Genomic DNA, 12693 nt, shown 5'->3' with positions numbered 1-12693 from the left:
CCGCCGCCCCTACTCCGCGGCCGGGGACACCGGGGCCGGACAGCCGTGACGCCGGGCCGAGTTGGTGGCGAAGGTCTTCAGCGCGGCCCGCTGGAGTTTCGGGTCGGCGGCGCGGAAGGCACCGGCCTCCTCGTCCCGGACGGTCTCGACGGCGAAGAGCGCCTCGCCGTCCGGGCAGTCGGCCGTGGTCCAGTACACCCCGTCCGCACCGCCCGTACGGGTGAGGTAGCGCTTGCCGCGGACCGTCTCCAGGCGGGCGGCCTTCACGTACGGACCGTAGTAGGCGGACAGTTGGAAAAGCCGGTTGCCCGCGTCGTCCGTCAGCACACAGTCCTCGACCGGAGCGGGACCGTCCGCCGCGGCCTCGAAGACGGCTGAGGCGATCCCCTCGCACGTGCCCGTGGCGCTGCCTTCCGCCTTGAGGGTCCGCGTGGTGTCCTCGGGAACCTCGGTGATCCTGTCGCCCCCGGTGGGACCGGAGCCGCCGCAGTCCCACTTCTCCGCCGTTCTGTCGAGGGTGCCGGCCAGCACGCGGGCCAGCCTGGCCCGCTGGGACGGCTGGTCGAGCGGGGAGCCGGAGCCGTCGCGTACCGCCGCCATCACGACGGTCAGCCGATCCGCCGCCTCACTCCCGGCGCCGCCCTTCCCCGCCCCGCCGGTCGCCGTGTTCCCCGCCTCGCCGTCCCCCGCCGAACCGCCCTTCCCGCAGACGAGGTACCCGCTGGCCACGGCCGTTCCCCTGGAGGTCTTCAGCACCGCGGACCGGCCGTTCCCGAGCGGCGACATCAGCGTTCCGCCGAGGTGCGGGTCGGCTCGCCGCAGGGTGCCGAGCAGCCGCGCGGGGGCGTCGCCCCGGGTGATCTCCACCTGGAGCGAAGCGGCGCCCTCACCCGGATCGGACACCGAGCAGTGCGCCGGATCCTCCCCCTCGCCGCGCAGTCGGTCCGCGCCGAGCAGGTCCGTCAGCTCCGAGGTGTCCAGCAGGCCGTCGCAGGCCGAGGCGAGGGAGCGGCCGTCGTCGGTCGCGTAATAGATCCCGCCCCCGATCAGGGCGAGCGCGACGACACCCGCCGACGCCCAGATCACCCGCCGGCGCCCGCCCCCGGGCGATCCGCCGTGACGGGTGCCCTCGTCGGAGGTGCTCTCGTGAGGCGTGCCGTTCTCCGTCATACGGTTCAGTCCCTGCCCAGCACCGAGAGTGCGGTGGTACGGGACGTGATGTACGACTGCGACGCCTCGTCGCGCATGTTGATCACCGCGGTGTCCTTCACGTAGTCCTTGCCCTGCCCGGCGGCCCACTGGTTGATCAGGTCGTGCGAGGCGTGGTTCTTCGCCATCAGGTCCTTGGTCGTCTCGGCCTTGGCTATCTGGTCCGCCTCCGCCTTGATGTCCTTGGACCATTCGTACGTGGCGGCGTCGAGCATGCGCTGCGCGGTGTCACCGACCCCGGGGATCATCGTCAGGGGCGTACCGCCGAGGTGGTAGCTGTAGCGGGCCACGTCGTCGGCCCACGCCTTGCGGTCGTCGCGCTCGTCGAGAATGATGTCGGCGCCGATCGCGTTGAAGGCGCCGAGCCCGGTGGCCGTCCTGCGGGCGGGAACGTCCCAGTTCTCGGTGCCGTGCCCGGGGCTGTCGGGAGCCCTGCCCAGCCCGTCGGCGGCCTGGGCCCGCTCCGCCTCGTACAGCATGGCGAAGTCCTTCGGGTCCTCGGCCACGCCGCGCAGCATCCTGGTCAGCGAGTCCTGACCCACATTGAGATGGGCCCCGTCCTTGTCGGTGCGGACGTCGCCGCCCGACTCCCAGTCGTGGTTCGCCTCCTGGGCGAAGGTGTTGTGGGTGTCGGGGGCGTAGTCGGCCATGGCCCTGGCCAGCGGCGTCTGCATGTTGGACGGGACGCTCTCGGCGCCGTCGCCCCGGTCGAGGAGGTTGATCGTGTCCTGCATGACGCGGGTCTGCTCGACCGTGTGGGTGCCGTCGCGCCCGCTGTCCGAGCCCGCGGGCGACCCCGTGGACGCCGCCTCGATGGCGGCGCCCAGGCCCGCCCTGTCGTCGCCGTCCCGGCTGTCGGACGCCGTGTACTCGATGTTTCCGCGCCAGCCCATGTTGTTGACGATGTCCGTGTCCCGGTCCATCAGGTACTTCAGCCGGTCGTTGGGACGGTGCTCGGCGTCCGCGCCGCCCGCGCCCGGGTCGAGATAGCCGGTGGACGCGACCGGGTCCCTGCCCATGACCTGCAGCGCGCCGTCGACCGGGTCGTTGGCGAACCACCCGTCGTCCTTGCCCGCGAACGACCCGTGCAGGTCCCAGATGTTCTTGTCCTTGCGTTCGGCCGCGATCATGTCGTCCGTGACATCGGCGAGGAACTGGGGCGAGTACCCGTCCCCCTGCTGCATGAGGGTGACCAGGCTCTGGTAGCCGCGCGCCTGCTGGCCGTGGCCGGTGCCGACGGAGATCTTCTCGCCCGCGACGTCGACGTCGTACTGCTTGACGCCCGCCTTCTGCATGCCCTCGCGCCAGTCGTTGTAGAACGTGGCGTCGCCCGACTTCTTCCAGGCGTCGAGCTTCTCCTGGTAGCCCTTGGAGCCGTACGCGATCGGCTTGCCGTCGGCGTCCTTGAACTCCGGTACGCGGGTGGCTCCGGCCAGCGTGTTCCCCAGGCCCCGTTCCAGCGCCTGGTAGTCCTTCCTGTTCCCCGTGTCGTCGAAGTGGCCGAGGTCGGTCAGCCTGTTCTCCAGCTTGATGGTGTTCTCGGGGCCGAGGGAGTTCAGCAGGGTCTGGCTGTAGACCTTGTTGTCGGCGTTGTCGCGGTTCAGCCGCTGCCAGTTCGCGCGGTCCTCCGCGGAGAGCTTGCCGCCGTCGAGAACCTTGTCGGCGTACGACTTCGCCTCGCGCGCCTCGTAGATCTCGATGTCCCCGACCGCTGCGCTGTTGAAGCCGTGCTGCGCCGAGCCCGGCAGGATCTTCTCCAGACCGGTCTTGACCCCGGCGGCCTTCGTCAGCGCGAGCTGCGCGCCCTGGTCGGCGTCGTCGACCGCCTTCACGGCTTCCTTGATCCGCCGGGTCCAGGTCTCCTCGGCCTCGATGCGCTTGCGGACGAAGTCCTGGTAGTCGGGGTCGTTGTGGTACTTCGCCGTCTTGCTGAAGTCGTACGACGCCTCGCCCTTGGCGTCGACCGTCATCCCGTCCTCGCCCGCCTTGGCGACCATGTCCGTGACGGCCTTGCACAGCGTGACGAACTGCGTGTGCGCGTCCCTCAGCAGGGAGGCGATGGCCTTCGACTCGGTCTGCGCACCCTGCAACTGCGCCCGCGTGGCCTTGAACTGGGCGGAGGCCGAGCCGACCGCGATCCCCTGCCAGCCCCCGTCCTCGGCCACCGGCTGGACCTGGCTCTTGTAGAGGTCCTCGACGTCCTTGAACGCCTTCGCCATGTCGTCCCACTTGCCGGCCGCCGTGGTCAGCGGCTCCAGCTTGGTCGTGACGACGTCCTGGTAGGTCAGCATCCTTGCCCCCGTGCGATGTGTGCTGCTGGTGGTGCGGTTGTTCGTTCCGTACTCCGGCGCGCATTGCCGCCCTCGGCGTGCGCTTCCCCGGACTCCCGTCCTACGGCGTGCGCTGTTCCGCGATGCCGTGCGCCGGTCTGCTGCCGTAAGCCGGGCTGCATTCCGCACGCCGGGCTACTTGCCGCACGCCGGGCTACTTGCCGTACGACGGATTACTTGCCGTATGCCGGGCTACTGGACGTCCGGCGCGTACGGCCCGTAGAGGGGCGGCGACTGGAGGCCCGGCGCGTACGGCCCCTGCGACTGCGGGCCACCGAGCCTCAGCAGATCGTTGCCCGTGTGCACGTCGTTCAGGAGGTAGCTCTTCTTGGCCTCCTGGAGCGAGGACCTGTCATTGGCCAGCCGCCCCTGAAGGCTCTTCACCTGGAGGGACCACTCCTCCAGCGCGTCCTTGAGACCGGCGCCCGTCGCCCACCCCTTGAACCCGGTCACCGCGCTGTTGGTCGATTCGTCGGCGACGACCCCGGCCTTCCCCGCGCCGGGCTGTATCTGGTTGGTCAGCGCGCTCACCGCGGCTGCCTTGCCGGTGTTGTTCGTCTTCAGATCGGCGTCCCCGCCGCCCTGCCCGCCACCGGTCCCGTTGAGGCGCATGGCCGCCTCGCTCTTGTGCGCGGCCCATTCCTGTTCGAAGGACACCGTTCCCCCACACAGTTCGCTTCTTGCTTCGGATCAAAACACAACACTACGTATCAATTCGCTGTCAGCAAAAGGACAACCAGGAACAGCTACGGACACCTGACCAGCGGATCGGAGTGCCGGTACAGGTGCGGCGGACTCCTACAGATGCGGGGCGATGGCCGGCATGAGGTCCTGGAAGGTGCGCCCGTCGGCCGGGCTCCCGATGGCCGCCATCTCCCAACCGGTGCCGCTGCGGCGCACCTTGGCCATGATCTGGGCGGTGTGACGCCCGCCCCCGGTGAGCGTGTAGCGGGCCAGTTCCTGGCCGTTGCTCTCGTCGAGGAGGCGGCAGAACGCGTTGTCGACCTCTTCGAAGGTCTGGCCGGTGAAGGAGTTCACCGTGAAGACGATCTGGTCGATGTGGACGGGGACGCGTTGCAGGTCCACGACGATCGACTCGTCGTCACCGCCCTGGCCCGCTCCGCCGACCCGGTTGTCACCGGTGTGGCGTACGGAACCGTCGTCGCTCACCAGGTGCTGGAAGAAGACGACATCCACCGGCTGCTTGTCGGCGAAGAGCACCGCGGAGGCGTCCAGGTCGATCTCACGGGCGGTGAGCCTGGCGAGGAACCCCTTGCGCGGCGCGGACTTCCAGCCGAGCCCCATCCGTACGACGCTCAGCGCGCCGCCGTCGGACTTGCTGAGGCTGATCTGCTGGCCCTTGGTCAGGTTTACGGACATGTGCCGCCTCTTCGTTCGATCGGGTGGGCAGAGGGCGTGGGCGTCGGTGCGTCGGTGCGGTGCGTGGGTACGGGTGGTTCAGCTCCCGGCGGGCCCGCCGTCCGTGCCGCCGCCCGGCCGCACGGTGGTGGTGTCGCCGGGGCGCACCCGGATGACCTGGGGGGACGGCGATCGCGGGTCGGCCGCGGAAGTCCCGGACGTCTTCGCCTCGGACTTCATCGCCTTGGTCTCGCTCTTGAGGATGCGCGCCGCCTTTCCCGCGCTACGGGCCAGGTCCGGGAGCTTCTTGGCACCGAGGAAGACGACAACGACGATCAGGAGGATGGCGAGTTCGCTGAGTCCGAGCACTGGAATCCGCTTTCTTGAAGTGGCCGTGAAGGACGAGGGGCACGGGGCGGGGCATACCGCACGGGGCGCGGAATGTGTCCCGTGCCCCGTGCGTACGGCGGTGTGACAGTGACAGCGGTGGCGGTGGCACCGGCGGTGATGCCGTGCGCAATGCCGCCGAGCGGGTCAGATGTTGACGCCGAAGTCCTTGGCGATACCGGCCAGCCCGCTCGCGTAACCCTGGCCGACGGCGCGGAACTTCCACTCGGCACCGTTGCGGTAGAGCTCCCCGAAGACCATGGCGGTCTCGGTGGCGGCGTCCTCGGACAGGTCGTAGCGGGCGAGCTCCGCGCCGCCCGCCTGGTTGACCACGCGGATGAAGGCGTTCCGTACCTGGCCGAAGCTGTGGCCGCGGCTCTCGGCGTCATGGATGGAGACCGGGAAGACGATCTTCGACACCTCGGCGGGGACGGCTGCCAGGTCGACCTTGATGACCTCGTCGTCGCCCTCGCCCTCACCGGTCAGGTTGTCGCCGGTGTGCTCGACCGAGCCGTCGGGGCTCTTGAGGTTGTTGAAGAAGACGAAGTGCTGGTCGGAGAGGACCTTCCCGGCTTCGTCGACGAGCAGGGCGCTGGCGTCGAGGTCGTAGTCGGTGCCGGTGGTCGTACGGACGTCCCAGCCCAGACCGACCAGTACGGCGGTCAGGCCCGGAGCCTCCTTGCTGAGCGAGACGTTGCCGCCCTTGGCCAGGCTGACACCCATGTCGTACCCCTATCCCGCGTGTATCCCGTGCGAAGGAGCCGGGTCCGTTACCCGGTTCCCAGTGACACCCCAAAATCTACAGCACTGTAGAAACCATTGGGGGGGCCGATACGGAACGCTGCGGGCCGCTCCTCCGGGCCCTGCGGCAGGGCATCCGCACCGACGGCGGCCGGACGGAGGCGAAGGGCCGGGCCATCAGTCAGTACGATGAACCGCCCCGCGGCGGCAGGCGAGGCCACGAGGCGGGCGGGAGACGGCATGACGGAACAGCGCCAGGACGGTATCGGCCGGCATCACCGCCGCCGGGGCCAGGGAGAGCTGGAAGCACTGGTACTGGCCGCGCTGCGCCAGGCACCGGGCGCGGTGAACGCCGCCTGGGTGCAGGAGCGGCTGGTCGGAGACCTCGCGTACACCACCGTGATCACCATCCTCACGCGCCTGCACGCCAAGGGAGCGGTCGCCCGCGAGCGGACCGGCCGGTCCTTCGCCTGGACCCCGGCCGCCGACGAGGCGGGGCTCGCCGCCCTGCGGATGCGCAAGGTGCTGGACGGGGAGTCGGACCGTGAGGCCGTCCTCGCCAGCTTCGTCACCGCCCTGTCCCCCGGCGACGAACAGCTGCTGCGCGGCCTGCTCGCCCAGACGACCGACGACGCGGAAGACTGACGTCATGGGGGTCTTCGTCTTCCTGCCACTCGTACTGCCCTTAAGCGCATGGCCGATCGCGCGCCTGGCCGAGCAGCACCTCCATCCGCGCGCCGCCACCCTGTTGCTGACGGCGGTCGCCGCCGTGCTCGCGGTCTGCAGCACGCTGTGCCTGGCGCTGCTGATGGTCGTCGGCACGGCGCAGCTGCCCGGCAACCCGTTGCCGGACGCCTGGTCGGACCCGGAGGTGCGCGAGGCCCTGCCGTACGACGAGGTGGCGGGCAAGGTGGCGATCCCCGCCCTGTTCTGCGTGCTCATCGCGTGTGCGAGGACGGCATGGCGGCATCACCGGGTGCGGCGCCGGGCCGGACAGGCTCTGGCGTGGCTGCCCAGCAGGCCGGTGGCGGTGCTGCCGGACGAGACGCCGTACGCGTACGCCCTGCCGGGTGGGCGCCGTGACCGGATCGTCGTGACGACCGGCATCCTGGCCGGTCTGAACGCCCCGGAGCGCCGGGCCCTGTTCGCCCACGAGCGTGCCCATCTGACCGGGCGCCACCATCGCTTCCTGCTGGCGGTGCAGCTGGCCGCGCGGGCCAACCCGTTCCTGCGCCCGCTGCGTACGGCCGTGATCTACACCGCCGAACGGTGGGCGGACGAGGACGCTGCGGCGGCGATCGGCAGCCGGCGCACGGTGGCCCGCGCGATCGGCAAGACCGCCCTGGTCTCACGCGGAGCGCCGGTCGCCACGCTCGCCGGTTTCGCGACGGCCGGGCCGGTGCCGCGCCGGGTGGCCGCCCTGCTCGGACCGGCCCCCGCCGCGCGTGTGTGGCCGTCCGTCTTCACCACGGTGGGGCTGGCGGCCTGGGGAGCGGCGGCGGGCACCACCGTCTCGGCGCTGTCCTCCGCCAACTCGGCCATCACGTTGTACTTCGTCCTGCACGCCGCGACACCGATGTAGAGGCGGGGCCCCGGGCGCTCGCGGGACGTCGGGGCCGCCTCAGCCCTCCTCGCCCTCTTCTTCCTCGTCCTCGCCCTCGAAGGCGTCGCCGATCTCGTCGACCACTTCGGCCGCGACGATCCCGCCGACCACCCCGACGGCGAGTCCTGCCGCACCGGCTGCGACGACGGTGCCCATCCCGGGTCCGGAGCGGTGACCGTGCCCCTCCCCGTGGTGCGGCTCGCCATGGCCGAAGCGGTCCGCCTGATACGGATCCTGGTGCCCGTACGAGCCGTGGGTGCCGTGTGAGCCGTACGCGTCATGGGCTCCGTGGGTGCCGTGGGTGCCGTACGAGGCATGCGTGCCGTACGAGGCGCGGTGCTCGACCAGTTGGCCCATCCAGCCGTCGACCTCGGCGTTCCAGTCACGCCGGCCGACATCGTGGTGGCTCACGGTGAAGCGGGTCACCGTGTCGTGGCCCTCGGCGAAGAGCCCCCCGCGCTTGTCGGCCTCCAGGACCACTTCCATCCCGCCCGGATGCGCGAGGAAGGTCACCTCGATCTCGTTGACCGCGTGCGCGTACCGGGCCGAGGGGGTGAGCTCGACCTCCTGGTAGAACGGCAACTGCTGGCCGGTCCCGCTGATCCGCCCCAGTTCCAGGTCGGCCGACTTGAAGCCGAAGCTGCTCTGCCCGAAGGCTTCGAGGATCGCCTCCTGCGCGGGCAGGGGGCGCACCGCGAGCGGGTCCAGGTCGCCCTTGTCCTTGGCGCCCGCCACCGACAGTTCGGTACGCACACCGAGGACCACCCCGAGACTCTGGCCGTGGAGTTCGGTGACGGGGGTCTCCCACGGCAGCGTCACACCGAAGGGGATGCTGCGCCGCTCCCCCGCGGCGAGGCGGAAGTTGCCGCCGACGGCGAAGCGGTCGAAGACGACGGTGCCCTCGTGTTCGCCGTCCTCGCGCTCGGCCTCGACCCGGGCCACCAGCTCCAGGGTGATCTGCTCAATGGTGAAGTCGGCGTCACCGCCTTGGAGATGGACCTGGCCGTCGAGGCTGCCGCCGGGCGCGAACGCGCCCGCGTCGAGGACCGTGTCCACCGTGGGCCCGCCCACGCCGAGTGAGCCGAGCAGCCGTTTGAACACCATCGTGGCGTTCACTCCTTCTTCTCTGCGGGTGATTCCGGAGCGGCGGGCCGGTGTGCCGCGGGCGTCCGTGGCACACCGGCCCGCACACCATGCCTACTTGGCGGTCGCGCCCAGTGCCGCCAGGGCCTGCGCCCAGCGCGCGTACTTCAGCTCTGCGAGATCGGCGACGGTCTTGACGCCGAACGCCTCCTGGAGCAGCTCACCGCCGCGGTCGGAGACCCCCTTCAGCGCGGACACGGGTGCGTCGAGGATCTCCGGCAGGCTCTTGTCCGCCCATGCCTTGTCCAGCACCTTGTCCAGATCGATCGAAGCCACGACGGTCCTCCCACGGAATTCGGATGGATGGTGCGTGCGACCGGTCCGGGCCGGGGACCGGTCGTCGTGCGCCCCCGTCGGAACTCCGTTCGCGCGCAGGGCGAAGCCGGAAGTCCGGGCCGCCCCACACTTCTTCTACACGCGTGTAGAAGCATAGGGCCGGGAAGATGCCGTCCGGGTCCGAACCCGAAGACCTGAGGAGCGCCGTCCCCCGCAGGGTCCGTTTGCCGTTCCTTTACAGTGAGTGTAGAAGTACGCCCCTTCGGCACCCACTGATCTGACCCCTGACAAGGAGCCACGGACCCGCGATGGGTGAGCCTCCCAGTACCGGCCGTGCCACTCCCCGCCTCCCGCGCAGGAACCGCGGAACGGGAGTGACACGGTGAACGAAGCTGTGCCTGAAGGCCCCGCGCGAACCGTCCCTCTCCCGCCCCGGCGTACGACTCAGCGCCCCGCCCGGCGTGCGCCTGAGCATCCCGCCGGGCGTACGCCTCAGCGCCCCGCCCGGCATGCGGCCCGGCACCGGGCCCGACACCAGGCTCAACACCCCGCCCGGCGTACGCCCGAGCACCCTGCCGGGCGTCCGGCTCAACACCCCGCCCGGCACCCGGCCCTCCGCCCTCCACCCTCCCCACCCCTCCAGAAGGAGCGCTCCTTGTCCGCCAGACCGACGGCACCCGACTCGCCGGGGCACAGTCCGAGACCCCCCGCCCCCCGCCGTGACGCACGGCGGCGGCAGGGTGCCCCCACGCGATCGACCTGCCGATGAACGCCGTGCTGGGGCTGCTGGCCGTGGTCGTACTGACCGCCGGCACCGGATACTTCGTCGCCCAGGAATTCGCGTACGTCGCCGTCGACCGGCTGGCACTCGCCCGCGAGGCCGCGGCGGGCGACAAGCGGGCCGCACGCGCCCTGAAGGTGCTCGGGCGGCTCTCGTTCATGCTCTCGGGCGCCCAGCTGGGCATCACCGTCACCGGGCTGGTGGTCGGTTTCCTCGCCGAGCCGTCCGTCTCCGCACTGCTCAGGCCCGTACTGGAGGGCCTCGGTCTGCCGGACGGAGCCGTCTCCGCGATCTCCGTCGTACTCGCCTTCGTCCTCGCCACCTTCGTACAGATGGTGCTGGGCGAGCTGGCGCCGAAGAATCTGGCGCTCGCCGTACCCGAACGGCTGGCCAAGTCGCTGGCCCCGTCCACCCTCGTCTATCTGAGGATCGTGGGCCCCGTGGTGCGCGTCTTCGACGGGGCCGCGAACAAGCTGCTGCGCACCATGCGGATCGAGCCGGTCGAGGAACTGCATCACGGGGCCACCCTCGAAGAGCTCAGCCATCTCATCGGCGAGTCCCACGAGCAGGGGCATCTGCCCGCCGACACCGCCGAACTCCTCGACCACGCGCTGGCGTTCTCCGAACGCACCCTGGACGAGGTGATGGTCCCCCGCGCCGACGCCGTGTTCGTCCGCCAGGACGCCACCGCCGCGCAGGCGGTCGAACTCATCGCCAGGCACGGCCACTCCAACTACCCGGTGGTGGGCGATCACCCCGACGATGTCGCGGGAGTCCTCGGCGTACGGGATCTGATGCGGCTGCCCGCCGCCCGGTTCGAGCGCACCACCGCGGGCGAGGTGGCCCACCGGCCGCTGCTGCTGCCCGACACGCTTCCGCTGCCGCACGCGGTGGCGCGGATGCGGGAGCGGGACGACGAGTTCGCGGTCGTCCTGGACGAGCACGGGGGCATCGCGGGAGTCGTCACGTACGAGGACATCGCCGAGGAGCTGGTCGGCGACATCGCCGACGAGAGCGACACCGTCGTCGAGCTCGCGGTCGCCGACGGAGCGGGCTGGCTCGTGGACGCCGGCCGACGCCTGGACGAGGTCGAGTCGGCCACGGGCATCGCGCTTCCCGGCGAAGAGGACTACGACACCGTGGCGGGCCTGATCATCGACCGGCTCGGCCGCTTCCCGGCCATCGGCGACCTCCTGACCACGGACGGCGTCCGCATCCAGGTGCTGAGCCTGGACCGCCACGTTCCCGAACGCGTACGCATCGAGCCGGCCGAGCACCCGGCCGAGGAGGCACAGGCATGAGTTTCCCCGTAGCCGTCCTCATCACCGTCCTGCTGCTCATCGGCAGCGGATTCTTCGTCGCCGCCGAGTTCGCCCTGGTGGCGGCCAAGCGCCACCGTATGGAGAAGGCCGCCGCCGAAGGGCAGCGGGGCGCCGGAGCGGCCCTCGCCGGAATGCGCGAGCTGTCCCTGATGCTCGCGGGCGCCCAACTCGGCATCACCATCTGCACCCTGGGCCTCGGCTCCCTCTCCAAGCCCGCCATCTCGCACCGGATCGACCCGCTGCTGGTCGATCTGGGCCTGCCCAGCGGCCTCAGCTACGGCATCGCCTTCGCCCTCGCCATGCTCATCGTCGTCTTCCTGCACATGGTGGTCGGTGAGATGGCGCCGAAGTCCTGGGCCATCGCCCACCCCGAGCGTTCCGCGATGCTGCTCACGCCGCCCTTCCGCGCACTGGTCAGGACCGTGCGCCCGCTGATCCGGTTCCTCAACACGATCAGCAACGCCCTCGTACGCCTGTGCCGCGTCCAGCCACGCGACGAGCTGACCTCCGTCCACAACCGCGAACAGCTCACGCAGCTGGTCGCCGAATCCGAGCGCCTCGGCCTGATCAACAAGACCGACTCCGAGCTCATCACCCGTTCCCTGACCGAACCGCAGACCCCGGTATCCGAGCTCCGGATCCCGGCGGGCGACATCATCACCGTCCCCGCCGACGCGGGCCTCGACGCGATCCTGGCCCGAGCGACCACCGCCGACCGCACCCGCCTCCTGGTACGGGACGGCGACCGGGTGCTCGGCTCGATCCACGCCCGCGACGCCCTGGTGGCCCGCGCCCACGACCGCTCGACCACCGCCCGCCAACTGGCCCGGCCGGTACCCGAGCTGAAGAGTGACGACAGCATCTCCCACGCGGTGGAACAACTCCGCCGCAACCGCGCGTCACTGGCCGTCATCCGCGACGACCACGGCCGCCTCACGGGCCTGATCAGCCTCGACGACCTACTGGCCCGGCTGCTCCACCCGCAGACCGCCTAGAGATACCGGACTGCGCGAACAGCCCTTCCCGGACGGGCGGGAAGGGCTGTTCGCGTGCCGCGCGGGCACGCGGGGCGTAACCCTTGCGACGGTGTGCGACAACGGCACAGAACCCTCACCGGCGAGTTGTCGAACACCGAAGTCAGGCCGCAGCAGGAAGCTTGGGCCTACGTAGGCCCAGGGCCGAACGCAGGCGCTCAACTCGCTGCGGCGTACCGAAAGGCGCGTTGGTGGCCATGGCCAGCCCTTGGGTGCTCTCTGCCGGTCGAGGGCAGTCAGAGACAGAAGCTTTCGCGCTGTTGGCGGATCTCAGCCAGAGCCCGAGCAACATCGCGCCGGGGGCCGGCAGATTCGACGCTGTTGGTACCAGGGGCGCCGTCGGGCGTGCATGTCGGATGGCGTTGGTGGTGAGTTCTGAGTTCCGAGCCGAGGAGCCGGGCGTCTGCAAGGGGCTCGGCGGGGAAGCGCGCCGTTGCTGTAGGACGCCGACGGTGCGACAGCGAGCCCAGGCGACGGCGTCCGGTGCAGCAGCGAGGGTCAGTTCGCT

Annotated in this window: 12 protein-coding genes; 4 read left to right on the top strand and 8 right to left on the bottom strand. The window is 70.6% G+C overall.

Annotated elements, in window-relative coordinates; translation table 11 throughout:
• Positions 1-9: 9 nt before the first annotated feature.
• From OG251_RS21360 to OG251_RS21335, 6 genes are all read right to left on the bottom strand, one after another.
• Positions 10-1170 carry a hypothetical protein gene (locus tag OG251_RS21360; RefSeq protein WP_326678682.1) on the bottom strand — a complete coding sequence of 387 codons (1161 nt, stop codon included), beginning with the start codon at positions 1168-1170 and terminating at the stop codon, positions 10-12.
• Positions 1171-1175: 5 nt separating this feature from the next.
• Positions 1176-3500: a hypothetical protein gene (locus OG251_RS21355; protein WP_326678681.1), complete on the bottom strand. Its 2325-nt coding sequence runs from the start codon at positions 3498-3500 to the stop codon at positions 1176-1178.
• Between the two features lie 231 nt (positions 3501-3731).
• Entirely contained in the window at positions 3732-4196 is a 465-nt protein-coding gene (locus tag OG251_RS21350) for a hypothetical protein (RefSeq protein WP_326678680.1), read from the bottom strand.
• A 141-nt stretch (positions 4197-4337) separates the two neighbouring features.
• Positions 4338-4919: a TerD family protein gene (locus OG251_RS21345; RefSeq protein WP_326678679.1), complete on the bottom strand. Its 582-nt coding sequence runs from the start codon at positions 4917-4919 to the stop codon at positions 4338-4340.
• A 78-nt stretch (positions 4920-4997) separates the two neighbouring features.
• Complete coding sequence (locus OG251_RS21340; protein WP_326678678.1) at positions 4998-5267, bottom strand: twin-arginine translocase TatA/TatE family subunit; 270 nt, start codon at positions 5265-5267, stop codon at positions 4998-5000.
• Between the two features lie 165 nt (positions 5268-5432).
• The gene (locus OG251_RS21335) at positions 5433-6008 is read right to left on the bottom strand and encodes a TerD family protein (RefSeq protein WP_073722042.1); all 576 of its coding nucleotides are present in this window, start codon (positions 6006-6008) and stop codon (positions 5433-5435) included.
• A gap of 258 nt (positions 6009-6266) precedes the next feature.
• Here OG251_RS21335 and OG251_RS21330 point away from each other — a divergent pair, with 258 nt between their 5' ends.
• A complete protein-coding gene (locus OG251_RS21330; RefSeq protein ID WP_073722043.1) occupies positions 6267-6671 on the top strand; it encodes a BlaI/MecI/CopY family transcriptional regulator in 405 nt (134 codons plus the stop codon).
• 4 nt (positions 6672-6675) lie between these two features.
• Positions 6676-7608 (top strand): M56 family metallopeptidase, encoded by a 933-nt coding sequence (locus OG251_RS21325; RefSeq protein WP_326678677.1) that lies wholly within the window; start codon positions 6676-6678, stop codon positions 7606-7608.
• A 39-nt stretch (positions 7609-7647) separates the two neighbouring features.
• Here OG251_RS21325 and OG251_RS21320 read toward each other — a convergent pair whose 3' ends face one another.
• Together OG251_RS21320 and OG251_RS21315 are read right to left on the bottom strand one after the other, a co-directional pair.
• A complete protein-coding gene (locus OG251_RS21320) occupies positions 7648-8733 on the bottom strand; it encodes a sporulation protein (protein WP_326681341.1) in 1086 nt (361 codons plus the stop codon).
• A gap of 93 nt (positions 8734-8826) precedes the next feature.
• Complete coding sequence (locus OG251_RS21315; RefSeq protein WP_073722046.1) at positions 8827-9048, bottom strand: hypothetical protein; 222 nt, start codon at positions 9046-9048, stop codon at positions 8827-8829.
• Positions 9049-9813: 765 nt separating this feature from the next.
• On the opposite strand from OG251_RS21315, the gene OG251_RS21310 reads away from it, so the two are divergent.
• Together OG251_RS21310 and OG251_RS21305 are read left to right on the top strand one after the other, a co-directional pair.
• Complete coding sequence (locus tag OG251_RS21310; RefSeq protein WP_326678676.1) at positions 9814-11130, top strand: hemolysin family protein; 1317 nt, start codon at positions 9814-9816, stop codon at positions 11128-11130.
• Positions 11127-12146 carry a hemolysin family protein gene (locus OG251_RS21305; RefSeq protein ID WP_326678675.1) on the top strand — a complete coding sequence of 340 codons (1020 nt, stop codon included), beginning with the start codon at positions 11127-11129 and terminating at the stop codon, positions 12144-12146. The genes OG251_RS21310 and OG251_RS21305 overlap by 4 nt, the downstream gene beginning before the upstream one ends.
• The last annotated feature ends 547 nt before the right edge of the window (positions 12147-12693 follow it).

Source organism: Streptomyces sp. NBC_01237, from assembly GCF_035917275.1.
GTDB lineage: Bacteria > Actinomycetota > Actinomycetes > Streptomycetales > Streptomycetaceae > Streptomyces.
This window is presented reverse-complemented; position numbering and strand designations above follow the sequence as displayed.

What these genes read in the sequence shown, in the direction of transcription:
- OG251_RS21305 (WP_326678675.1), top strand. Translation starts at nt 11,127, where the DNA reads ATGAGTTTCCCCGTAGCCGTCCTCATCACCGTCCTGCTGCTCATCGGC.
- OG251_RS21360 (WP_326678682.1), bottom strand. Translation starts at nt 1,170, where the DNA reads ATGACGGAGAACGGCACGCCTCACGAGAGCACCTCCGACGAGGGCACC.
- OG251_RS21345 (WP_326678679.1), bottom strand. Translation starts at nt 4,919, where the DNA reads ATGTCCGTAAACCTGACCAAGGGCCAGCAGATCAGCCTCAGCAAGTCC.
- OG251_RS21355 (WP_326678681.1), bottom strand. Translation starts at nt 3,500, where the DNA reads ATGCTGACCTACCAGGACGTCGTCACGACCAAGCTGGAGCCGCTGACC.
- OG251_RS21320 (WP_326681341.1), bottom strand. Translation starts at nt 8,733, where the DNA reads ATGGTGTTCAAACGGCTGCTCGGCTCACTCGGCGTGGGCGGGCCCACG.
- OG251_RS21325 (WP_326678677.1), top strand. Translation starts at nt 6,676, where the DNA reads ATGGGGGTCTTCGTCTTCCTGCCACTCGTACTGCCCTTAAGCGCATGG.
- OG251_RS21330 (WP_073722043.1), top strand. Translation starts at nt 6,267, where the DNA reads ATGACGGAACAGCGCCAGGACGGTATCGGCCGGCATCACCGCCGCCGG.
- OG251_RS21335 (WP_073722042.1), bottom strand. Translation starts at nt 6,008, where the DNA reads ATGGGTGTCAGCCTGGCCAAGGGCGGCAACGTCTCGCTCAGCAAGGAG.
- OG251_RS21310 (WP_326678676.1), top strand. Translation starts at nt 9,814, where the DNA reads ATGAACGCCGTGCTGGGGCTGCTGGCCGTGGTCGTACTGACCGCCGGC.